General features: G+C 63.6%; 20 protein-coding genes and 1 riboswitch. Of the genes, 13 read left to right on the top strand and 7 right to left on the bottom strand.

Going from position 1 to position 22,145, the window contains the following annotated elements:
- Positions 1-21: 21 nt before the first annotated feature.
- Both ACF8SD_RS15980 and ACF8SD_RS15975 read left to right on the top strand, forming a co-directional pair.
- Entirely contained in the window at positions 22-795 is a 774-nt protein-coding gene (locus ACF8SD_RS15980) for a glycosyltransferase family 2 protein (protein ID WP_173891301.1), read from the top strand.
- A gap of 37 nt (positions 796-832) precedes the next feature.
- Entirely contained in the window at positions 833-1,924 is a 1,092-nt protein-coding gene (locus tag ACF8SD_RS15975) for a glycosyltransferase (RefSeq protein WP_173891300.1), read from the top strand.
- A gap of 2 nt (positions 1,925-1,926) precedes the next feature.
- Here ACF8SD_RS15975 and ACF8SD_RS15970 read toward each other — a convergent pair whose 3' ends face one another.
- Entirely contained in the window at positions 1,927-2,532 is a 606-nt protein-coding gene (locus ACF8SD_RS15970) for a toluene tolerance protein (RefSeq protein ID WP_392484571.1), read from the bottom strand.
- A 100-nt stretch (positions 2,533-2,632) separates the two neighbouring features.
- Here ACF8SD_RS15970 and ACF8SD_RS15965 point away from each other — a divergent pair, with 100 nt between their 5' ends.
- The 3 genes from ACF8SD_RS15965 (at position 2,633) to hldE (ending at position 7,184) form a co-directional block, all read left to right on the top strand.
- Positions 2,633-3,808, top strand: a complete 1,176-nt coding sequence (locus ACF8SD_RS15965; RefSeq protein WP_392484570.1) for an O-antigen ligase family protein — start codon at positions 2,633-2,635, stop codon at positions 3,806-3,808.
- 15 nt (positions 3,809-3,823) lie between these two features.
- Positions 3,824-5,632, top strand: a complete 1,809-nt coding sequence (msbA, locus tag ACF8SD_RS15960) for a lipid A export permease/ATP-binding protein MsbA (RefSeq protein ID WP_009681345.1) — start codon at positions 3,824-3,826, stop codon at positions 5,630-5,632.
- 130 nt (positions 5,633-5,762) lie between these two features.
- Positions 5,763-7,184, top strand: coding sequence for a bifunctional D-glycero-beta-D-manno-heptose-7-phosphate kinase/D-glycero-beta-D-manno-heptose 1-phosphate adenylyltransferase HldE (gene hldE, locus ACF8SD_RS15955; protein ID WP_173891297.1), 1,422 nt, complete (start codon positions 5,763-5,765; stop codon positions 7,182-7,184).
- A gap of 165 nt (positions 7,185-7,349) precedes the next feature.
- On the opposite strand, the gene ACF8SD_RS15950 is transcribed toward hldE, so the two are convergent.
- The 4 genes from ACF8SD_RS15950 to ACF8SD_RS15935 all read right to left on the bottom strand — a co-directional run bounded on the left by ACF8SD_RS15950 (position 7,350) and on the right by ACF8SD_RS15935 (position 10,820).
- Positions 7,350-8,318: a metal ABC transporter ATPase gene (locus ACF8SD_RS15950; protein WP_173891296.1), complete on the bottom strand. Its 969-nt coding sequence runs from the start codon at positions 8,316-8,318 to the stop codon at positions 7,350-7,352.
- Between the two features lie 52 nt (positions 8,319-8,370).
- A complete protein-coding gene (locus ACF8SD_RS15945; protein WP_173891295.1) occupies positions 8,371-9,183 on the bottom strand; it encodes an aldo/keto reductase in 813 nt (270 codons plus the stop codon).
- On the bottom strand, positions 9,180-10,355 hold the full coding sequence (locus ACF8SD_RS15940) for an FAD-binding oxidoreductase (RefSeq protein WP_173891294.1): 1,176 nt from the start codon (positions 10,353-10,355) through the stop codon (positions 9,180-9,182). Before ACF8SD_RS15940 ends, ACF8SD_RS15945 begins: the two co-directional genes overlap by 4 nt.
- A 132-nt stretch (positions 10,356-10,487) precedes the next feature.
- Positions 10,488-10,820, bottom strand: coding sequence for a multidrug efflux SMR transporter (locus ACF8SD_RS15935; RefSeq protein WP_008095055.1), 333 nt, complete (start codon positions 10,818-10,820; stop codon positions 10,488-10,490).
- A gap of 85 nt (positions 10,821-10,905) precedes the next feature.
- Between ACF8SD_RS15935 and ACF8SD_RS15930 the strand changes: the two genes are divergently transcribed.
- Together ACF8SD_RS15930 and waaA are read left to right on the top strand one after the other, a co-directional pair.
- Entirely contained in the window at positions 10,906-11,796 is an 891-nt protein-coding gene (locus ACF8SD_RS15930) for a LysR family transcriptional regulator (protein ID WP_173891293.1), read from the top strand.
- 11 nt (positions 11,797-11,807) lie between these two features.
- Positions 11,808-13,079: a lipid IV(A) 3-deoxy-D-manno-octulosonic acid transferase gene (gene waaA, locus ACF8SD_RS15925; RefSeq protein ID WP_392484569.1), complete on the top strand. Its 1,272-nt coding sequence runs from the start codon at positions 11,808-11,810 to the stop codon at positions 13,077-13,079.
- A 158-nt stretch (positions 13,080-13,237) separates the two neighbouring features.
- On the opposite strand, the gene ACF8SD_RS15920 is transcribed toward waaA, so the two are convergent.
- A complete protein-coding gene (locus ACF8SD_RS15920) occupies positions 13,238-14,674 on the bottom strand; it encodes a TolC family outer membrane protein (protein ID WP_125854904.1) in 1,437 nt (478 codons plus the stop codon).
- A gap of 160 nt (positions 14,675-14,834) precedes the next feature.
- Positions 14,835-14,941: riboswitch (TPP riboswitch) on the top strand.
- A 156-nt stretch (positions 14,942-15,097) separates the two neighbouring features.
- Here ACF8SD_RS15920 and thiC point away from each other — a divergent pair.
- Both thiC and cytX read left to right on the top strand, forming a co-directional pair.
- Positions 15,098-16,978: a phosphomethylpyrimidine synthase ThiC gene (gene thiC, locus ACF8SD_RS15915; RefSeq protein ID WP_173891291.1), complete on the top strand. Its 1,881-nt coding sequence runs from the start codon at positions 15,098-15,100 to the stop codon at positions 16,976-16,978.
- A 137-nt stretch (positions 16,979-17,115) separates the two neighbouring features.
- Positions 17,116-18,399: a putative hydroxymethylpyrimidine transporter CytX gene (gene cytX / locus ACF8SD_RS15910; protein ID WP_392484568.1), complete on the top strand. Its 1,284-nt coding sequence runs from the start codon at positions 17,116-17,118 to the stop codon at positions 18,397-18,399.
- On the opposite strand, the gene ACF8SD_RS15905 is transcribed toward cytX, so the two are convergent.
- The gene (locus ACF8SD_RS15905) at positions 18,368-19,114 is read right to left on the bottom strand and encodes an RsiV family protein (protein WP_173891289.1); all 747 of its coding nucleotides are present in this window, start codon (positions 19,112-19,114) and stop codon (positions 18,368-18,370) included. The genes cytX and ACF8SD_RS15905 overlap by 32 nt on opposite strands.
- A gap of 185 nt (positions 19,115-19,299) precedes the next feature.
- Between ACF8SD_RS15905 and ACF8SD_RS15900 the strand changes: the two genes are divergently transcribed.
- From ACF8SD_RS15900 to ACF8SD_RS15885, 4 genes are all read left to right on the top strand, one after another.
- Positions 19,300-19,917: an NUDIX domain-containing protein gene (locus tag ACF8SD_RS15900; protein WP_392484567.1), complete on the top strand. Its 618-nt coding sequence runs from the start codon at positions 19,300-19,302 to the stop codon at positions 19,915-19,917.
- A complete protein-coding gene (locus tag ACF8SD_RS15895) occupies positions 19,908-20,360 on the top strand; it encodes a DUF1249 domain-containing protein (RefSeq protein WP_009681331.1) in 453 nt (150 codons plus the stop codon). The genes ACF8SD_RS15900 and ACF8SD_RS15895 overlap by 10 nt, the downstream gene beginning before the upstream one ends.
- Before the next feature lie 85 nt (positions 20,361-20,445).
- On the top strand, positions 20,446-21,246 hold the full coding sequence (cpdA, locus tag ACF8SD_RS15890) for a 3',5'-cyclic-AMP phosphodiesterase (protein ID WP_392484566.1): 801 nt from the start codon (positions 20,446-20,448) through the stop codon (positions 21,244-21,246).
- Positions 21,247-21,520: 274 nt separating this feature from the next.
- Positions 21,521-22,129, top strand: a complete 609-nt coding sequence (locus ACF8SD_RS15885) for a YqiA/YcfP family alpha/beta fold hydrolase (protein ID WP_392484565.1) — start codon at positions 21,521-21,523, stop codon at positions 22,127-22,129.
- Positions 22,130-22,145 lie beyond the last annotated feature (16 nt).

Raw genomic sequence — 22,145 nt, 5'->3', positions numbered from 1 at the left:
TCGCAACGCGGGGGGAGTCCGGTGCGCTTTTCAAATGAGAGTGATGTCACGCTTGTCGTGACCAGTTGTGGGCGGTTCGACCTGCTCAAAGATACCCTTGAGAGTTTCGATCGCTACAACACGGCGCCCATACGCGAGGTATTCATCACCGAAGACTCAGGTGACGATGCCGTGCATGACGCTGTGCCAGAGCACTGGAAACCGCACTGCAAGGTGTTCGTCAACCGGCCCAAGCTAGGCCAGCTGGCGTCTATCGACCTGGCCTACAGCCATGTCAAGACGCCCTACATCTTCCACTGCGAGGACGATTGGCACTTCTATCGCCAAGGCTTCGTCGAGGACTCGCAGGCCATTCTGGCTGCCAGCCCCAACCTGCTGCAGGTGTGGCTGCGCAGCCATGCCCACGACCTGGCCGTGCACAGCCCGTACATTCACCTCGGGGATCGTCAGGTGATCGCCGGCGTGCCGTGCTACCCGCTGTTGTCGGACAAGGCTGAATGGCAGGCGTTTTCGTTGAACCCTGGCCTGCGGCGGTTGAGCGATTACCAGCGCTGTGCGCCATTTGCCGCCTATGCTGGAGAAAAGGCGCTTTCCCGGCGTTATGCCGAGTTAAATCTGACAGCGGTCACGTTGGAGGGTGATGCAGTATTGCACACTGGGTTTGGCAATCACGTGACCCTGCCCATCGAGGTGGAGCGCAAGGCCAAGCGCCGACAGCGTGACCGGATGAAGCTGGCATTGACGCTGGTGGCGGGCGCTTTGATCGGCATGGGCATCACCGTTTTTGTTCAATGAAGTCGCTGTCCCACCTGACATGACCGGGAGAGGGCCCATGAACATCGTCAATATGATGTGGGCGGGTGGCACGCCGTATGTGTCCATCCACAAGGTTCATCGGCAGGTGCTGTCGAACGCGGGTGCCGATGCCCGGATCAGTAACTGGCTGCTGTTGGGGAGTGGGCTGTGCTGTGGGCTGGGTTCTACACGCGAATGGCATATGCCCTCACGTGCACTCAAAGGGCGCCATGTGTGGCGCCTGCTGCGGCCATGGTTGCGCCTGCGCTTGCGCAGGGCGCTGACCGAGGCGGGGGCCGACATCGTGCTGCTGGACGGGATTGGGGTTGCGCGCTTGGTGCTGCCATTGTTGCAGGGCGTTCCGCAACTGCGGGCCAAGGTGTTGTTCCATGGCAAGACGCGGCTGAACAGTGGCGATATTCGCTTGTTGCGCGGGCTGCCGCCCGACCGGCTGAGTATCGCTGCGGTGTCGCAGACATTGGCCGAGTCGCTGCAGCGGGACCTGGGCAGACCGGTGCAAACCTTGCGCATGGCGCTCGACCCGCTGGCGTTCAGCGGCCCGCTGCGCAGTCGAGACCAGGCCAGGCAGGCGCTGCGTTTGCCGCACGATGCCGAGCTGATATTGGGTGCAGTCGGGCGGCTGGTGGAAAGCAAAGGCTTCGAGATGCTGATCGAGGCATTTGCCCAGGCCCGTGCCCGGCAGCCAGGCCTGCAACTGGCGATCATTGGTGAAGGCCCCTTGCAGGCAGTGTTGCAAGCGCGCATCGATGCCTTGGGCCTTGCAGGGTGTGTTCACCTGCGTGGTTACCGTGAAGACCTGCAGCAACTGTACCGGGCATTCGACTGGCTGCTGGTGCCTTCGCGTTCAGAGGGCCTGGGCCTGGTGGTGCAAGAGGCGGTGATGGCTGACGTGCCGGTGGTGTGCAGCGACCTGCAGGTGTTTCGCGAGCAACTGGGGGACACTGGCGGCTACCTGCCGGTTGCCGACCAGCGCGCTTGGGCACAGGCCATCGAAGACTGCCCGCTGCAAGATGCCGCGCAAATGGCTGCCCGGCAGCGCCAGGCGCTGGCCCCGGAACAGGCTTGGCAAGCCTTCTGCAACAGTTCGCAGAACCTGCTGCGCAATTGACCTCAACGCGCCAGCAGGGCGCTCTCGAGCGCCGCGAGGGGGAAACGGTCGCCCAGGTTTTCCCGCTCGATGTAGCGCACCATATGCTGCACATTGCGCCGAATCATGCGCGCCGAAAGCGGTGGGCGCAGGAAACGCATATCGGCCACGTCGATCAGGCCCAGGCGCTGCTCGGGGGTGACCACCACGTTGCCCAGGTGCAGGGAGCGGAAGTACACACCGCTGCGGTGCAATTGGCGGATCAGTTCGACCAGGCGTGGCAGGTATACGTCCCAGCTAAACCCTTCATCACGCGACATCTGCAGCAGGGTCCGCCCCGGCAAAGGGCGGTACAGCACCGCCGTGCGGCCGGGCAGGTCGAGCTTGTGCTGGCTGATGACCTCGAGTGTGGGAATGCCCAATTGCGCCAGGCGTGCAGCGTTGTCGACGAAGCGCTGCGAGTAGGGGCGCAGTAGTGCAGATGAAATCAGTCGTTTCCTACGAAAAACCTTGAGGAAATTTCCATCTGCGAGCAGGTAGACTTTGGCGCCATGGCTGTCTGCCTCAAGCACCTGGGCGCCGTGTGTCAGCTGGTCGAACTCGACCTGGTTGAGCCGGGAGCATTGCATGAATAGAGCCTTGTCGTCTGGCGAGCAAAATGACCGGCAATAATGCCGAAAATAATGCAGTAGCACCATGGATGGTGTCTGGATTCATCGGGGAGAAGCGATGTTGTATCAAAAAAACTGGGCGCGCGCCTGGCTGGGGTTCGGGCTGGTCTGGTTTCTCGCGGCGATAGCCCTGGCCCCTAGCAACAAGCTGTACCAGCAAGGCCTGGTGGTGTTCCTGTGGGTGCCAACCCTGGTATTGGTTTGGTCTGCCCGCGGCGTACTGCTGCACGCCTGGCAACGGCAACCGGCCTTGTGGGGCAGTGTGTTGCTGCTGATGGTCTGGTGCGCGCTCACGCTGGCCTGGTCGGCGGGTGAGGCGCCCGGGCGCGAGCTAAAACGCTTGCTCTACATCCTGGTGTTCCTGCTGGCCTTCCCGTTACTGGCCCAGCTGGGGCACGCCCGGCTGCGCTGGCTGGTGCGCGTGGGGAGTGCGCTGCTGGCAGTGGCTGCAGCGGTGTCGATCGTCCGGTTCTATGGCTTCGAAGGCTTCCCGTTGCTCGCCCGCCTGGCCGGTATCGGTGAAATTTCACATCCGATCCTTGGCGCCTACGTGATCGGCACCGCTGTGCTGTTGATGCTTTACGACTGGCCTGCCCATCGTGCCGCACAGCTGGGCTGGGCGGCTGCGCTGGCCTGCCTGGGCGCTTTCGTCATTCTCAGCCAGAGCCGGGGGGCGGTGTTGGCGCTGGTGTTCACCGTGGTGATTGCACCGCTCTGGTACCGCGACACGCACAGCAGGCTGCTGGCACTGCTGGCCTTGCTGGCCACAGGGCTGGCGTTCTTCGAAATGTACGGCGTGATCACGCAGCGCGGCGCTTCCTATCGTCCGGAGATTTTCGCCGCCGTGCTCCACATGATTTCGGAGCGGCCGTGGACCGGGCTGGGGATGGGCAGCCCCTACGTGGTACAGGCGGTAGGTTTGCAGTTCGATCATTCCCACAACATGTTCACCCACGTTGCGGTTGAGCTGGGGTTGCCCGGGATGCTGCTGTGGTGCGCCGTGTGGCTGTACACCCTGGCAGCCATCGTTCGCGCCCGCGGCACGCCATTGGGCAATGTGCTGCTGGGGCTGTGGGTATACTCGACCCTGGCGATGCAGTTCGATGCTGCGAGCCTCACCGGCACGCCGCGTGCCGAATGGTTCATCAGCTGGCTGCCGGTGGGCCTGGCCATGATGCTGCCATGGGGGCGTGCCGAAAATGACGCCTGTGGTAAAATTTCCGGTTCAACCTGAACAGCGAGCTTGATAATGGCCGAAACACCGCGACCGGCGGAGCACACATCCAGCCTGAAGATCTACTTCCGGCTGCTGGGCTATGTGAAACCCTACGTCGGCATTTTCCTGCTGAGCATCATCGGTTTCGTGATCTTCGCCTCGACCCAGCCGATGCTGGCCGGCATCCTCAAATACTTCGTCGATGGGCTGAGCAACCCCGAAGCGGTGTTGTTCCCCAACGTGCCGTACTTGCGCGACCTGCAATTGCTTCAGGCCGTGCCGCTGCTGATCATCCTGATCGCCGCCTGGCAAGGCCTGGGCTCGTTCCTTGGTAACTACTTCCTGGCCAAGGTCTCCTTGTGCCTGGTGCACGACTTGCGGGTGGAGTTGTTCAATAAGCTGCTGGTGTTGCCTAACCGCTACTTCGACAACCACAACTCCGGGCACCTGATTTCACGCATCACCTTCAACGTGACCATGGTCACCGGCGCTGCCACCGATGCCATCAAGGTTGTGATCCGCGAAGGCCTGACCGTGGTGTTCCTGTTCGCCTACCTGCTGTGGATGAACTGGCACCTGACCCTGGTGATGGTCGCCATCTTGCCGGTCATCGCGGTAATGGTCAGTGTCGCCAGCAAGAAATTCCGCAAGCAGAGCAAGAAGATCCAGGTCGCCATGGGCGACGTCACCCACGTTGCCTCGGAAACCATCCAGGGTTATCGCGTGGTCCGCAGCTTCGGTGGCGAGGCCTATGAGGAGCAGCGTTTCGGCAAGGCCAGCCTGAGCAACACCGACAAGCAGCTGCGCATGACCAAGACCGGCTCGCTGTACACGCCGGTGTTGCAACTGGTGATCTACACCGCCATGGCCGCATTGATGTTCCTGGTGCTGTTCCTGCGAGGCGAGTCCACCGCTGGCGACCTGGTCGCCTACATCACCGCTGCCGGCCTGTTGCCCAAGCCGATTCGCCAGTTGTCGGAAGTCAGCTCGACCATCCAGAAGGGCCTTGCAGGTGCAGAAAGCATCTTCGAGCAACTGGACGAAGCCCCTGAGCTGGACACCGGCACGGTCGAAAAGGAGCGCGTGGAAGGGCACTTGGAAGTGCGCAACCTCAGCTTTACCTACCCCGGTACCGACCGCGAGGTGCTGAGCGACATCAGCTTCACTGCCGAGCCCGGGCAGATGATCGCCCTGGTCGGCCGCTCGGGCAGTGGCAAGTCGACGCTGGCTGCGCTGATCCCGCGCTTCTATCACCACAGCAAAGGGCAGATCCTGCTCGATGGCGTGGAGATCGAGAACTACCGCCTGCGCAACCTGCGCCGCCATGTGTCGCAAGTGACCCAGCATGTCACCCTGTTCAACGACACCGTGGCCAACAACATCGCCTACGGCGACCTGGCCGGCGCCCCGCGCGCAGACATCGAAGCCGCTGCGGCCGATGCCTACGCCAAGGAGTTCGTCGACCGCCTGCCGAAGGGCTTCGATACCGAAGTCGGTGAAAACGGCGTGCTGCTGTCCGGCGGTCAGCGCCAGCGCCTGGCAATTGCCCGTGCATTGCTGAAAAACGCCCCACTGCTGATTCTCGACGAGGCCACCTCTGCCCTGGACACCGAGTCCGAGCGGCATATCCAGGCGGCGCTGGACCACGTGATGCAGGGGCGGACCACGTTGGTCATCGCCCATCGCCTATCCACCATCGAGAAGGCCGACCAGATCCTGGTCATGGATCAGGGCCGGTTGGTGGAGCGCGGTACCCATGCCGAGTTGCTTGCGGCCAATGGCCATTACGCCCGCCTGCATGCCATGGGCCTGGATGAGCCGGCCAAGGCCGACATCACCTGAAACCTCCTTGATCGGGGCCGCCATGGCCCCGATTGTCACGGGAATTTTCCATGGGCTATCTGGCCGTAAAGCCATTGACGACCCTGTGCTAATATCCTGCCCCTGTTCATTATTTCCATATGGGTTGCCCATGAAGTTGTCCATGCCGCGTTTCGATCAAGCCCCGGTACTGGTGGTCGGCGATGTCATGCTCGACCGCTACTGGCATGGCGGTACTTCGCGTATTTCGCCTGAGGCGCCAGTGCCGGTGGTCAAGGTCGATCAGATCGAGGATCGCCCCGGCGGTGCGGCCAACGTTGCCTTGAACATTGCCGCGCTGGGCGCACCTGCGTCGCTGATCGGCGTCACCGGCCAGGACGAGGCCGCCGACAGCCTGGCCAACAGCCTGCAGGCTGCCGGGGTGCGCTCGGTGTTCCAGCGCATTGCCCACCAGCCGACCATCGTCAAGCTCCGGGTCATGAGCCGACACCAGCAACTGCTGCGTATCGATTTCGAAGAGCCCTTCGCCACCGACCCGCTGTCGCTGGCCAGCGAGGTCGACAACCTGCTCGAGGGGGTCAAGGTGCTGGTCTTGTCCGATTACGGCAAGGGTGCGCTGAAAAATCACCAGGCCCTGATCCAGGCGGCCCGGGCCAAGGGTATTCCGGTGCTGGCCGACCCCAAGGGCAAGGATTTTTCCATTTACCGTGGCGCCAGCCTGATCACCCCCAACCTCAGCGAGTTCGAGACCATCGTGGGTCGATGCGTCGATGAGGCCGACTTGGTCGCCAAGGGTTTGCAGTTGCTTCAGGATCTGGACCTGGGCGCCTTGCTGGTCACCCGGGGCGAGCACGGCATGACCCTGCTGCGCGTTGGCCAGCCAGCGCTGCATTTGCCGGCACGGGCGCGCGAAGTGTTCGACGTTACCGGGGCTGGCGATACCGTCATCTCCACCCTGGCCGCCGCGATTGCCGCCGGTGAGGACTTGCCCCACGCAGTGGCCCTGGCCAACCTGGCGGCAGGTATCGTGGTCGGCAAGTTGGGTACCGCCGCCATCAGCGCCCCTGAACTGCGCCGTGCGATCCAGCGTGAGGAAGGCTCCGAGCGCGGTGTGCTGGGCCTGGAACAGCTGTTGCTGGCCATCGATGACGCGCGGGCGCACAAGGAGACGATCGTTTTCACCAACGGTTGCTTCGACATCCTGCATGCCGGGCACGTGACCTACCTGGAGCAGGCGCGGGCCCAGGGCGATCGCCTGATCGTGGCCGTCAACGACGATGCTTCGGTCAGCCGCCTGAAAGGGCCCGGCCGGCCGATCAACAGCGTCGACCGGCGCATGGCCGTGCTGGCCGGGCTGGGTGCGGTGGACTGGGTGATCAGCTTCTCCGAGGGCACCCCGGAAAACCTGCTGAGCCAGGTCAAGCCGGATGTGCTGGTCAAGGGGGGGGACTACGGTATCGACCAGGTGGTCGGCGCCGACATCGTCAAGGCCTACGGCGGCACCGTGAAGGTGCTGGGGCTGGTCGAGAACAGCTCGACCACGGCTATTGTCGAGAAAATTCGCAAGAACTGATCGAGCGCCACTCTTTCACTGGTCTGTGTAGGAGCGGCCTTGTGTCGCGATGGGCTGCGTAGCAGCCCCAGCTATCTGTGCATTTGCGCCGGAATCCTGGGGCTGCTGCGCAGCCCTTTCGCGACACAAGGCCGCTCCTACAGGGACCACGCAGGCTTCAGGATCTTATTTGTGAAGTGAGGTGCGCGCCCGCTGCAGCAACGCCCGCGCCTTGTCGCCAAAGCGTTGCAGGCGCGAGGCCCGCGCCGGCTTGCTTTCCACCAGGCCTTGCTGCTTGACCCAATCCCTCCAGCGCACCCGCTCGTCCGCCACTACCCAACCGTCCTGTTTGGCAAAGCTTTCGGCCAGGTACAGGCCGCGCGTACTTGCAGGCACCAATTCGTCCTTCTTCAACGTGTACAGCTCTGCCAGCGGTTGGCCGTCCTGCAACGGCATCAGGTACAGGTCAGGGCGCTTGCGGTTGAGCCTCGCCACCAGTTGGTCGCCTTCCAAACGCTCGTCCACGTGGAACAAGCTGAGTTTCTTGGCGTCCCGCGGTACCTGCAAACGCATGTCATAGATCAGCTGCAACGACGCAGTGGGCGAGTGCACATAGGCCCGCGGCCGCTCCAGCAGCATCAGTTTGCCGCAGTGGACGGGCCGGGCAGCGCCGGATTCCGGAGCCAGCAAGAAGTGCGGTGTTTCGCGATAGTGCAAGGCTGCGGCGTAGGGGGCGGGCAGCCAGGTATCGTTGAAACGCCCGCCCAGCCAGCCTTCCGGGGTTTCCAGCAGGCACTCCTCAGCCACTTCCTGTACAGCCGTGTGCAAAGGCAGGTTCAGCTCCTGCGCGGGAACATAGCCGGAAATCAGTTTCAGCACCACATCGCCCCGGTCTTGCCGGCGCTGCCGTACCAGTACCCAGTAATCGCGGTTCTGCCAATGCAGGGTAAGGCGCACCGACACACCCAAGTTGGCCAGCTCGACCACGAAACGCTGCGTGTCGGGCAACTGGATAGCCTTGCGCCGCTGCTGGGTCTGGGCAAAGTTCAGCGGCATGCCGATGCTCTGGTAGATCAGCCCTTCGGGTGTGGCTTCGACATGCAGTGGCAGTGTCTTGAAGTTGCTCGGGTTCTTGCGGATCAGCGTTCGCGCCACGAGGCTCCTCCTTGCGTCGGGTCATTCGCCTGGCTCTTGGGCCGGGGGCAACTCAGTGCTGGCCCAGGATACGGGCAACGGTGGCCACGTTATGGGCCAGGTGCAACGGGTTGATGGTGCCGACGATAGCACTGCTGACGCCCGGGTGGGCGAACAGCAGTTCGAAACTGGCCTTCACAGGGTCGACACCCGGCGCCAGGCAAAGGTGCCCGCTGGCCAGCGCCTTTTTCACCAGGATGGCCTTGCCGTGCTCGGCAGCGTAGTCCAGCACCGGCCGTTCTGCCTGCTCGCTGAGGTTGTAGGTGACCATGGCGCAATCGCCTTGCTCCAGGGCCTTCAGGCCGCCGGCGACGGTTTTGCCGGACAGGCCGTAGCCAAGGATCTTGCCCTCTTGTTTGAGCGCGGCCAGCGTCTGGTACACCTCTTGCTGCTCAAGAATGGCCAGGTCGTTACCGTCGGAATGCACTAGCACCAGGTCGATGCGGTCGGTTTCCAGGCGGCGCAGGCTGCGCTCCACCGAGCGGCGGGTGTGGGCGGCGGTAAAATCGAAATGTGACTGGCCACCGTCGAATTCTTCCCCGACCTTGCTCACGATCACCCACGCGTCGCGCTGGCCGCGCAGCAGCGGGCCCAGGCGTTCCTCGCTGCGGCCATAGGCGGGGGCGGTATCGATCAGGTTGATGCCCAGTTCGCGGGCCTGGGCCAACAGCAGGCGGGCTTCGTCGTCGCTGGGGATGGTGAACCCGTTGGGGTACTTCACGCCTTGGTCGCGGCCCAACTTGACCGTGCCCAGGCCCAGCGGTGAAACCTTGAAACCGGTGCTGCCCAACCGGCGGTGGAAGTCATGCAGGGTAGGCAGGCTCATGGCAGCAGTTGCTCCCAGGCCGGTACGCCAAGCGGCGGGCGGGGTAGGCCAGCCAGGTCCGGCTGGGCCTGTGGGCGTATACCGTCGCGCTCCAGGTGGCTGATGACCCGGTCGCTGAAGTCTGGCGCCAACGCCAGCTTCGTCGGCCAGCCGACCAGCAAGCGTTCCTGGTCGGCGAGAAATGCGTTATCCGGGCGCACCAGGCCGGATTGTGCTGGCTCTGCGCGGTCAACCCGCAGGGTGGCCCAGCGCACCTGGCTTTGGTCTACCCATGGCAGCAGGCTGGCGATTTCTTTTTGTGCTGCGGCAATCTGCGCGGCAGGCTCGCGGGCGACGCCATCGGCTTCGGCCAGGTCGCCACCCAGGTACCAGACCCATTGGCCATCGGCAGCCGGGTGGGTAGTGACGGTCACCCGCGGCTTGGGCCCGCCGCCCAGGCAGTGGGCATACAGTGGTTTCAGGTTGGCGCCCTTGGCCATGACCATGTGCAGCGGCCGCGTTTGCATGGCCGGCTGGTTCAGGCCCAGGGCGTGCAGCAGGTCCTCGGTGCCAGCGCCAGCGCTAAGCACGACGCGCTGGGCGCGGATGTCGCGGCCATCGACGCGCAGGCCGACCAGTTCGTCATTTTCGCGCAGCGGCTCGATGCGTTCCCCGGCCAGCAGGCTGTCACCGGCCAGTTCAGCCAGGTTGGCCAGCAAGGTGGGCACGTCGATGACCAGCTCGGCCAGGCGGTAAACCTTGCCCTTGAAGGCACGGTCTTGCAGGGCCGGCGGCAGTTGCTCGCCCTTTACCTGATCGACCCGGCCGCGCACGGCCTTGCTGGCAAAGAAGCTGGTGAGGTTGCCGGCCAGGGTGCCTGGCGACCACAAGTAGTGGGCGTCGGACAACAGCCGAGTGCGGGTCAGTTCCAGCTCGCCACTGCCGTTCAAGGCTTCGCGCCAGCGTCGTGGCATGTCGGCGATGGCCTCCGAGGCGCCAGTCAGCGCGCCGTGCAGGGCGTACTTGGTACCGCCATGGATGATGCCTTGCGACTTGATGGTCTGTTCGCCGCCAAGGCTGGCGCGTTCCACCATCACTGTCGAATACCCCATGCGGCGCAGGCGTGCATTGAGCCAGAGGCCTGCGACCCCGGCGCCGACGATCAGCACGTCAGTGGAAATGGCGGATGGCATGGCGGTACCTCGAAGACTGGGACAGCTGGCAAGTATACAGGGTATCCCCCAGCGGGCCCTACCGCCGGCAAACCAGGCCAGTGCTACCCCGTGGGCGCTGGCTTGCCGGCGATGGGGCTCGCATGGCGCAACTCAATGCCCGGCGGTCTTGGAGAACAGCTGAATCACCACGACCCCGCCAACAATCATCGCCATCCCCAGCATCGCCGGCACATCCAGTTTCTGCCCGTAGATCACCAGCGCCGCCACACTGATCAGCACAATGCCCAGCCCCGACCAGATGGCATAGGCAATACCCACCGGAATGCTGCGCACCACCAGGGTGAGCATCCAGAACGCAATGCCGTAGCCCACCACCATCAGCAGCAGCGGCAACGGCGTGCTCAAGCCTTTTACCGCTTTCATCGAAGCGGTGGCGATGACTTCGGCGCAGATGGCAATGGCAAGATAGGTGTAGGCATTCATGGTGGGATCCTCCGGTTCTGGCGGGCATTCTAGGCGCAACCTGGATGCGGTAAAGTCATTACCTATCAATTTTGGAGATAGGCCAATGGCCGAGCAGTGGAACCTGGAGCAACTGCGAACCTTTGTGCGCGTTGCAGAATTGCGCTCGTTCTCTGCCGTGGCCCGTGAACAGCGCAAGGCCCAGTCGGCGATCAGCAGCGCGGTCGCCCTGCTGGAAACCGACCTGGGCGTCACCCTGTTCGAGCGCAGCAGTGGCCGGCAGCCGAAATTGACGGAAAACGGCAGCGCGCTGCTGGAAGATGCCCGTGAACTGCTGCGCCAATGCGAACGCCTGGATGGCCGGGCGCTGGCGTTGATGCGCGGGCAGGAAGCCTTGCTGCGCGTGGCGCAGGACGAAGCCATGCCCTACCAGCCGGTGATTGACAGCCTCGATGAGTTGGCTAGCCACTTTCCGCTGCTGGAGGTGCAACTGGCCAGCGGGGCCCAAGGTGATGTGGCGCGTAAACTGGTCGAGCGGCGCGCCGACCTGGGGCTGTTCTTTCACCACGAGAGCATCCCGGCAACCCTGGAGCGGCGCGCCTTGGGCAGCGTGGAAATGGTCACGGTGTGTGCGGTCGACCACCCGCTGGCGGGTCGTTGCCGGGTCACCCGCCAACAGCTGGCCCGCCATCGTCAATTGCTGATCACCCCCCAGCAAAGCGGTTACCCCGGTGGCGAGGCCATCAGCCCGCAGGTGTGGCGTGCCGACAGCTTCTACGTCCTGGCCGAGCTGTTGATGCGCGGCCTGGGCTGGGCCTGGTTGCCACGGCATGTCGTGCAGTACCCCACGTACCAGGCGCACATGGTGGAGCTTGACAGTGAGTGGCGCCCACCGGCGTTGGTGGCGGAACTGGCCTGGCGCCGTGATGAACCCCTGGGCCCTGCTGCGCAATGGTTGGCCGAGCGCTTTGCAGTGCACTTGCGCGCGATCGGGTAAACTCCGCTGCCATGAACAGAACCCTCTATAGCTTGCTCTTTAACCTGGCCCTGCCGCTGGTCGCGCTGCGCCTGTACCTTCGCGCGCGTAAGGCGCCGGCCTATGGCCAGCGCATCGCCGAGCGGTTTGCCTTCAGGCTGCCGGCCATGCGCCAGGGCGGTATCTGGGTGCACGCGGTGTCGGTCGGCGAAAGCATTGCCGCGGCGCCGATGGTGCGCGCCTTGCTCAAGGCCTACCCGCAACTGCCGATCACGCTCACCTGCATGACCCCTACTGGTTCCGAGCGCATTCGCGCCATGTTCGCCGACGAACCGCGCGTGCAGCATTGCTACCTACCCTACGATCTGTCGTGGGCGGCCGGGCGCTTTCTCGACCATGTGCAGCCCAAACTGGGCATCATCATGGAGACCGAGTTGTGGCCCAATCACATCCACCAGTGTGCCAAGCGCGGTATTCCAGTGGTGCTGGCCAATGCGCGTTTGTCCGAGCGCTCGGCCCGTGGTTATGCGCGTTTTGCCAAGCTGACCCGGCCGATGCTGGCAGAGATGAGCCTGATTGCCGTGCAAACGCAAACCGAGGCGCAGCGCTTCCGTGATCTGGGGGCGCGTCCTGAGTGCGTTCAGGTCACCGGTTCGATCAAGTTCGACCTGAAGATCGATGAGCAACTGCGACCCCGTGCCAAGGCATTGCGTGCGCAGTGGGGGGCGCAGCAGCGCCCGGTGTGGATTGCTGCCAGCACCCATGAAGGTGAGGACGCGTTGGTCCTGCAGGCGCACCAGCAGTTGTTGCAGATGCATGGCGATGCCTTGCTGATCCTGGTGCCGCGCCACCCTGAGCGGTTCAATGCGGTACATGCGCTTTGCAGCGAACGGTTCAGCACCGTTCGCCGCTCCACTGGCGCGCCCGTCGACGCACAAACCCGGGTATTGCTGGGCGACACCATGGGCGAATTGCTGTTTCTGTATGCGCTGGCCGATATCGCTTTCGTGGGCGGCAGCCTGGTGCCGACCGGCGGGCACAACCCGCTGGAACCGGCAGCACTGGCCTTGCCGGTGATCATGGGGCCGCACGTGTTCAACTTCCTCGAAATCAGCGCAATGCTGGTAGCGGCGGGGGCGTTGCAGCAGGTGGACGATGCCGATGGGTTGGCCGAGGCCGTGCGGCGGTTGGTCGAGTTACCGCAGGATGCCCAGCGCATGGGTGCGGCGGGCAGGGCGGTGATGCAGGCCAACCAAGGTGCATTGCAGCGCTTGCTCGATGGGCTGGCTGCGCTAATGCGCTGAGATTCGCAGCGGTGCGATCACTGTAGGAGCGGCCTTGTGTCGCGAAAGGGGGGCGCAGCACCCCCGGGATTTTCGCACGACCGCAAGATTGTCGGGGCCGCTGTGCGGCCCTTTCGCGACACAAGGCCGCTCCTACACTGCCCGCGTGCTTCCTGAGTTCAAGGGCGGCGCTCGAAGTTCTTGGCTGCAGCCGCCGCCAGATCCGGTGGCAAGAAATCCTTGTCCGGGTTGTAGTCGGCCTTCAGGTAACGCCCCAGGTCCTGCAGGTCTTGCGGGCTCAGGGTGCCTGCGGCCTGCTTGAGGCTCAGGTTGTCGAGGATGTAGTCGTAGCGGCTGTTGTTGTAGTCGCGCACCGAAGTGTACAGCTGGCGCTGGGCATCGAGCACATCGACGATGTTGCGGGTGCCGACCTGGTAGCCGATTTCAGTCGCTTCCAGTGCGCTCTGGTTGGAAATGATCGACTGCTTGCGTGCCTGGACCTGTTCCACGTCGGTGTTCACCGCGCGGTGCAGGTTGCGGGTGTTCTCCACCACCTGGCGGCGCAGGCTCTCGCGCTGCTGTTCGCTCTGGCTCAGGCGCTGGTAAGCCTCGCGTACCTGCGAGCTGGTCAGGCCGCCGCTGTAGATCGGGATGTTCAGTTGCAGGCCGATACTGGTCTGCTCGACGTCGCCGCTGTAGCGAACGTTCTGTTGGGGTGCAGGGTTGGTGAAGCCGAGGCTGTCGTTGTCACCCTTCTGGTATTTGGCCACCGCATCCAGGGTGGGCGCATGGCCGGCCTTGCGCTGGCGCAGGGTTTCTTCGGCGGCAGACACCGCATAGTTGGTCGCCAGCAGGTTGAGGTTCTGGCGCCCGGCCGTTTCCACCCAGGCCTTGGCATCGTTCGGCGTAGGTACCTGCACTGGCAGGCTATGCACCACACCCTGGATCGAGCTGTACTCACGGTTGGTCAGCGTTACCAACGCTTCGAAGGCATCCTGCACCTGGCGTTCGGCGATGATGCGGTTGGCCCGGGCAGTGTCGTAGCCGGCCTGCGACTGCAGCACGTCGGTCTTGTCCGACAGGCCGACATCGAAGCGTTCGTTGGACTGGTCGAGCTGGCGCTTGAACGCGGCTTCCTCCGCCTTGGTCGCGGCCAGGTTGTCCTGGGCGCGCAGCACGGCAAAGTAGCTTTGGGCCGTTTGCAAGATGAGGTTCTGCTCAGTGGCCGACAGCTCCAGGGCAGCCTGTTCGTTGACCGCCTCGGCGGCCTGCAACTGGAACCAGCGGTCGGCGCGGAAAATGGGTTGGGCCAGGGTTGCACTCCAGGCATTGCCGCTGCGGTTGGAGGTGATCGACGGCTCGTCCAGCTTGGTGCGGGTGTTCATCATCTCGGCCCCGGCCGACAGGTTCGGCAGCAAGCCGGCGCGGGCCTGCGGTACCACCTCGCGGCGTGCGCCGTAATCGGCGCGCGCTGCTGCCAGGTCGGCGTTGTTGTCGACCGCTTCCTGGTACACGCTGACCAGGTCGGTCTTGACCGTCTGGGGCGCGTCCGCTGCCCAGGCCACTCCGTTGGACGCACAAGACACGGCTATTGCCAGTGAGAGTTTGCGCAGCATAGAGGCAATCCTTGTACGAAATTGAATTACTGAACCGTTGAGTATTTGGCGATGCGCCAGTTTAGTGCCATGTGCCCCCGGCAACAATCGCCGGGCGCGCCTTTCATCATCTGCGCAGAAACCCGCTTGGCTTTGCCGACCACAGCAGTCTAGACTGCGCAAGTTCTTGTCGGGGTGCCTTGAAGCAAAGGCTGAGATCGCAGAGGTGCGGATCCCGTTGAACCTGATCAGGTTAGCGCCTGCGTAGGGAACAAGATTGCTCGCCTTCCCGGGGAGCCTCTTGTGCCAGGTCCGGGATTGTCACAGCTGCATGCAGCTTCAAGGCACCCCCATATCCGGCACTGCATCCACTAATGGATGCGTCCGCGCCATTCAGGTTCACCCCGACATTCCACTGCTAGGAAGCCGTCTGGAGAGCCTGTGATGACCCAACAAGAAAAAACGATCAACCTCAGCGAATCGGCAAAAGTCGATCAGCAGTCCGTGCAGCCGTTCCCGCGTTCGCGCAAGGTCTATGTGCAGGGCTCGCGCCCGGATATCCGCGTACCCATGCGGGAAATCAGCCTGGCCGATACGCCGACCGATTTCGGTGGCGAGTCCAATGCCCCGGTGCTGGTCTACGACACCTCCGGCCCCTACACCGATCCCAGTGTGATCATCGACGTGCGCAAAGGCCTGGCCGACATGCGGTCGGCCTGGATCGACGCGCGTGGCGACACCGAGCGCCTGGTCGGGCTGAGCTCCGACTTCGGCCAGCAGCGCCTGAACGACGCCGAGCTGGCCAAGCTGCGTTTTGCCCACGTGCGCAACCCGCGCCGGGCCAAGGCCGGCGCCAATGTTTCGCAAATGCACTATGCCCGCCAGGGCATCGTTACCGCCGAGATGGAATACGTGGCCATCCGCGAGAACATGAAGCTGCAGGAGGCGCGCGCCGCAGGCCTGCTCGACGCGCAACATGCCGGGCATAGCTTCGGTGCCAATATTCCGAAAGAGATCACCCCCGAATTCGTGCGCCAGGAAATCGCCCGTGGCCGTGCGATCATCCCAGCCAATATCAACCACCCGGAGCTGGAGCCGATGATCATCGGCCGTAATTTCCTGGTGAAGATCAACGGCAATATCGGTAACAGCGCCCTGGGCTCGTCCATCGAGGAAGAGGTGGCCAAGCTGACCTGGGGCATCCGCTGGGGGTCGGACACGGTCATGGACCTGTCCACCGGCAAGCACATCCATGAGACCCGCGAGTGGATCATCCGCAACTCGCCGGTGCCGATTGGTACCGTGCCGATCTACCAGGCCCTGGAAAAAGTCAACGGGGTGGCCGAAGACCTGACCTGGGAGCTGTTCCGCGACACCCTGATCGAGCAGGCCGAGCAGGGTGTGGACTACTTCACCATCCATGCCGGGGTGTTGCTGCGCTACGTGCCGCTGACCGCCAAGCGGGTCACGGGCATCGTCAGCCGTGGCGGCTCGATCATGGCCAAGTGGTGCCTGGCCCATCACAAGGAAAACTTCCTCTACACCCACTTCGAGGAAATCTGCGAAATCATGAAGGCCTACGACGTCAGCTTCTCGCTGGGCGATGGCCTGCGTCCCGGCTCGATCGCCGATGCCAACGACGCTGCGCAGTTCGGTGAGCTGGAAACCCTTGGCGAGCTGACCAAGATTGCCTGGAAGCATGACGTGCAGTGCATGATCGAAGGCCCTGGCCACGTGCCCATGCAGTTGATCAAGGAGAACATGGACAAGCAGCTGGAATGCTGCGACGAGGCGCCGTTCTACACCCTCGGCCCGCTCACCACCGATATCGCCCCGGGTTACGACCACATCACCTCGGGCATTGGTGCGGCAATGATCGGCTGGTTCGGCTGCGCCATGCTCTGCTACGTGACCCCCAAGGAGCACCTGGGCCTGCCGAACAAGGATGACGTCAAGACCGGCATCATCACCTACAAGATCGCCGCGCATGCTGCCGACCTTGCCAAAGGCCACCCCGGCGCACAAATCCGCGACAACGCCCTGTCCAAGGCGCGCTTCGAGTTCCGCTGGGAAGACCAGTTCAACCTCGGCCTCGACCCTGACACTGCCCGCGCCTACCACGACGAGACGCTGCCCAAGGAGTCGGCCAAGGTCGCGCACTTCTGCTCGATGTGCGGGCCGAAGTTCTGCTCGATGAAGATCACCCAGGAAGTGCGGGAGTACGCCGCCAAGATCGACACCGTGGACGTCACGGTCGAGCAAGGCATGCGTGAGCAGGCCGAGCGGTTCCGCCAGGAAGGCAGCCAGCTGTACCACAAGGTCTAAGAACGCTGTGGGCGGCTCCCACAGGAACCGCGCCAGGCTCAAGGCCAGCGCGTTTTTTGTGGGAGCGGCCTTGCGTCGCGATACGAGGACGAAGTCCTCGCCAGGAACACCAACAACATTGCCGGCGAGCGCCAACCATGACATCACCCAGCCAGTTCTCCCCCGACCACCCGGTCCCCACCCACCAGCGCATCTTCGGTGCGCGTGACCTGTTCTCCCTCTGGTTTTCCCTGGGCATCGGGCTGATGGTGCTGCAAGTCGGCGCCATGCTCGCGCCGGGTCTGGGCCTTGCTGGCGCAGTACTGGCCATTGCCCTGGGCACCGGCGTGGGCGTGCTGTTGCTGGGCGCCGCCGGGGTCATCGGCAGTGACACCGGGCTGTCGGCCATGGGCACCCTGAAGCTCAGCCTGGGCAGCCATGGCACGCGCTTGCCGGCGGTGCTCAACTTGCTGCAACTGGTGGGCTGGGGGGCGTTCGAGATCATCGTCATGCGCGATGCCGCCAGCCTGCTGGGCGCACGTGCCTTCGGTGAGCACAGCGCCTGGAACAGCCCGATGCTGTGGACCCTGTGCTTTGGTGCCCTGGCGACCTTGCTGGCGGTGAGCGGGCCACTGGCGTTCGTGCGCAAGGTGCTGCGCGCCTGGGGTATCTGGTTATTGCTGGGCGCCTGCGTCTGGCTGACCTGGAACTTGTTCGCCAAGGCCGACCTGGCTGAGTTGTGGGGGCGCGCCGGGGATGGCTCGATGTCGCTGGCAGTAGGCTTCGACATCGTCATTGCCATGCCGCTGTCGTGGCTGCCGCTGATCGCCGACTATTCACGTTTCGCCCGTAATGGCAGGCACGTGTTCGGCGGTACCGTGCTGGGCTACTTCATCGGCAATACCTGGCTGATGAGCCTGGGCGTCGCCTACACCCTGGCCTTCGCCGCCAGTGGCGAAGTCAATGCGCTGTTGCTGGCCTTGGCTGGCGCCGGCATGGGGATTCCGTTGCTGCTGATTCTGCTCGACGAGTCGGAAAAGGCATTCGCCGACATCCACTCGGCGGCGGTCTCCACCGGGGTGCTGCTACCGTTGAAGGTGGAGCACCTGGCACTGGCCATCGGCGTGCTGTGCACCCTGATCGCCTTGCTGGCGCCATTGGCTCAGTACGAGAACTTCCTGTTGCTGATCGGTTCGGTGTTTGCGCCGCTGTTCGGCGTAGTGCTGGTAGACCATTACGTGGTGCGTCGCCGTGGCCTGCCAGTACAGGTCAAGGGTTTGCACTGGCAGGCGCTACTGGCCTGGTTCGCGGGGGTGGCGGCCTACCACCTGATTGCCGCCAATGCCCCCGAGCTGGGCGCCACCCTGCCAGCATTGCTGCTGGCAGGTGTGCTGCACGGGCTGTTGAGCTTCAGCCGCGGCCGGGGAACAGTTCCGGCTTGAGCACGCCGTTGAGGCGCGGGTAGGGGATTTTCAGTTCCACGTGGCCCATGGAATAGGGCGCGATGGCATAGACCTCGTATTTGACCACCAGCGCGCCGTACGTCAGGGCGATGTGCGGCGACTTCTTGAACGGCCAGGTCTTGACGAACTCGGCGTCCTTGTCCATGCCCACGCTCATCAGCCAGGCGCGGTGCGACTCTTCGACGGTTTTCCAGAAGGTCTCTTCCTGGCCAGGCACCAGCATGTCCTGCAGGGTCAGCACCTTGTCCAGCTTGCGGGAGTAGTTGATGAAACCACGCCCGGGCATGCCGTGCGCGCCACCGCTGTCCAGGTAGCTGGACAGCTCGATGATCACCAGGCCGTCATGCTGCTCGCGTACCTTGGCTTGCAGGTAGCTGCTGTTACGTTTATCGGCGCTGGCCAGGTATTGCTGTTCATAGGCCTGCAGGGTGGCCGGCGCGGTGCCATGCTGATTGTCTTCGGTCAGTTGCAGCAAGCGCTTTTCGACGATGCCGTCAAGCTTGGGCAGGGCCGGGAAGTGCACCATGTCGATGTTCACCAGCGGGCAATCGCTTTCGCTGCAACCGGGTTTTACATGCTCCCAGGCGTCGCGTTTGACCTCTAGCGGGGTCCGGTAGTTGGGCGTGAACAGGCTCTGGCAGGCGCCCAGAGCGAGTGCCAGCACGGCCACGGAAGTCAGTTTGACAATGGTCATGATGATCCTTGCAGAACAGGGAAAAGTCGGCCTTTGACCGTCTGCGCGGCCTTCGGTTCGCCACTAAGCTAACAGAGTGCGCGCGTGCTGTCCCGACTGTGCGAATGGTTGCTGGAAAGGGGTGAAACGCGCTGGCGTGCGGAGTAGGATGGCGCGATGCTGTGATTGAGGTAGCGAGGATTTCCATGTCAGACACGTTGAACTCAGTGCCCAGGGCGGTCGAGATCGTCAAGCGCGAAAACTGCTTCCAGGGCTTCTACAAGCTCGACAAGGTGCACTTGCGCCACGAGCTGTTCGCGGGCGGCATGGGGCGCGAGATCAGCCGTGAACTGTTCGTGCGTCACGATGCGGTGTGTGTCCTGCCCTACGACCCGCTGCGCGATGAAGTGGTGCTGATCGAACAGTTCCGCGTCGGTGCAATGGGCAAGGCCGAAAACCCCTGGCTGATCGAAATGGTGGCCGGGCTGATCGACAAGGACGAGCAACCCGAGGAAGTCGCCCACCGCGAAGCCGAGGAAGAAGCGGGCCTGACGTTCGCTGCCCTGTGGCCGATGACCCGCTACTTCCCGTCGCCTGGCGGCAGCGATGAGTACGTGCACTTGTTCCTTGGCCGCTGCAGCAGCAAAGGGGCAGGGGGGCTGCATGGCCTGGAGGCCGAGGGTGAAGACATTCGCGTGCGGGTATGGTCGTTCGAAGATGCCTTGCAGGCCGTGCGCGATGGGCGCATCTGCAACGCGGCGACCATCATCGGCTTGCAATGGCTGGCGCTGAACCGTGACGAAGTACGAGGAATGTGGAAGTGAACCTGCTGCGCGAGCGCTATCGAGTCGACCTGGCCGGGCTGCAGGCAGCCTGTGAGGCCAACTATGCCCGGCTGATGCGCTTGCTGCCGGACATGCGTACCACCCAGAGCTCGCGCCGCATCGGTATGACCCAGGGCGACCAGATGCTTGGCGTGCTGGTGCTCGACGTGGTGCTGGCCTGCCCGTACACCACTACCCTGCATATACGTCAGGAACACAGCTTGCCATGGCTGCCGGTGCCGCACCTGGAGGTGCAGGTGTATCACGATGCGCGCATGGCCGAGGTGATCAGCGCCGAACATGCCCGGCGCCTGCGCAGCATCTACCCCTACCCGAACGAGGCGATGCACCAGCCAGACGAAAAAGCCCAGCTCAACCTGTTCCTGGGTGAGTGGCTGAGCCACTGCCTGGCCTGTGGCCACGAGCTGGCCAGCGTTCGCTGAAGTTTGACGCAGGTCGTTCGCGGGTGTTTGCTCACGGCCTTCGCCCGGCCATAATTGCGGCTGAACCCGTTCGAGGAGATGGCCGTTGCCGCCGCCAGACCAACCGCGCCCCGTGCATGTGGTGCAACTGACCGATGCCCACCTGTTCGCCGCCCCGGGCGGTAGCATGCTGGGGCTCAATACCCGTGACAGCCTGCGCCATGTGGTGGCCCAGGTACAACGCGAGCAAGCTCAGGTGGATGTGCTGCTGTGCACCGGCGACTTGTCACAGGACGCCAGCGTTGCCTCGTATCAAGCGTTCCGCGAGCTGACTGCGCCGCTTGCCGTGCCCACCCGCTGGTTGCCGGGCAACCACGACGAAGCCCAGGTCATGGCGCAGGTTGCGCCGGAACTGGTGCAGGCGGTGACCGATGTGGGGGCCTGGCGCATCGTCATGCTCAACACCGCCGTGCAGGGCGCGACCCACGGTTTTTTGCAGGGTGACCAATTGGCCGTCCTGGGCGCCGCGTTGAAAGAAGCGAACGGTCGACATTGCCTGGTGTGCTTCCACCATCAACCGGTAGACATCGGCTGCGCCTGGATCGCCCCGATCGGCTTGCGCAATGCCCAGGCGCTGTTTGACATCATTGAAGGTTACCCACAGGTGAGGGCATTGCTGTGGGGGCACGTTCACCAGGAGTGGGATGAAGTGCGCGATGGCCGGCGCCTGCTGGCTACGCCTTCGACCTGCATTCAGTTCGCGGCCCGCAGCGAGGACTTCAAGGTGAGCGAAGAGCAGCCTGGGTACCGCTGGCTGCGCCTGCATGCCGACGGGCGGCTGGAGACCGGGGTGGAGCGGGCGTGGGACTTTGAAGTGAAGCTCGACTTCGATAGCCCAGGTTATTAGCGGGTTGCGCGTTCAACTGTAGGAGCGGCCTTGTGTCGCGAAAGGGCCGCAAAGCGGCCCTGGCAATATCTTCGGCGAAGCTGACATTCTGGGGGTTGCTTCGCACCCCCATCGCGACACAAGGCCGCTCCTACAGGGTGCCCTGTTGCAGCGGGCTATGGTGAAGAAATTGTTGCGAAACCCGTGACACTGCGTCAAAACCCGGCTAACGCGCTACACTGCGCGTCCCTGCGCCCGCATCATCAGGCGCGAAGCCACAGATTCCGGGGGCAGCATGTCGGGTTCCATCCTCTATATCCATGGCTTCAACAGCTCGCCGCTTTCCACCAAGGCGCGCCAGCTCGAAGCGGTCATGCAGCAGCTCGGCCTGGCCGACCAACTGCGGGTGCCCGCCTTGCACCATCACCCACGCCAGGCCATCGCCCAGCTTGAGGCGACCATCGCCGAACTGGGCGCGCCATTACTGGTGGGCAGTTCGCTCGGCGGCTACTATGCCACCTGTCTGGCGGAGCGCCATGGCCTCAAGGCCTTGCTGGTCAACCCGGCGGTTACCCCGCACAAGCACTTTGACGGCTACCTGGGTAGCCAGCGCAACCACTACACCGATGAAACCTGGGAGCTGACCCTGGACCACGTGCAGGCCCTGGCCGAACTCGAAGTGCCAGCGCCGGTCGATGCCAGCCGCTATCAAGTGTGGTTGCAAACCGCCGACGAAACCCTGGATTACCGCCATGCCGAGCGTTATTACCGTGCTTGCGCCCTGCGCATCCAGGCCGGTGGTGACCACAGTTTCCAGGGCTTTGCCGAGCGCCTGCCGGCCCTGCTGGCGTTTGCCGGTATTGCGCGTGGGCAGTATGCAGCGCTCGATTTTTCTGTATTTTGACTTTTTTGCACTCACC

The organism is Pseudomonas sp. CJQ_9, from assembly GCF_043106615.1.
Classification (GTDB): domain Bacteria; phylum Pseudomonadota; class Gammaproteobacteria; order Pseudomonadales; family Pseudomonadaceae; genus Aquipseudomonas; species Aquipseudomonas juntendi.
Note: the sequence above shows the minus strand (reverse complement) of the source record. Positions and strands in the feature narration are given on the sequence as shown.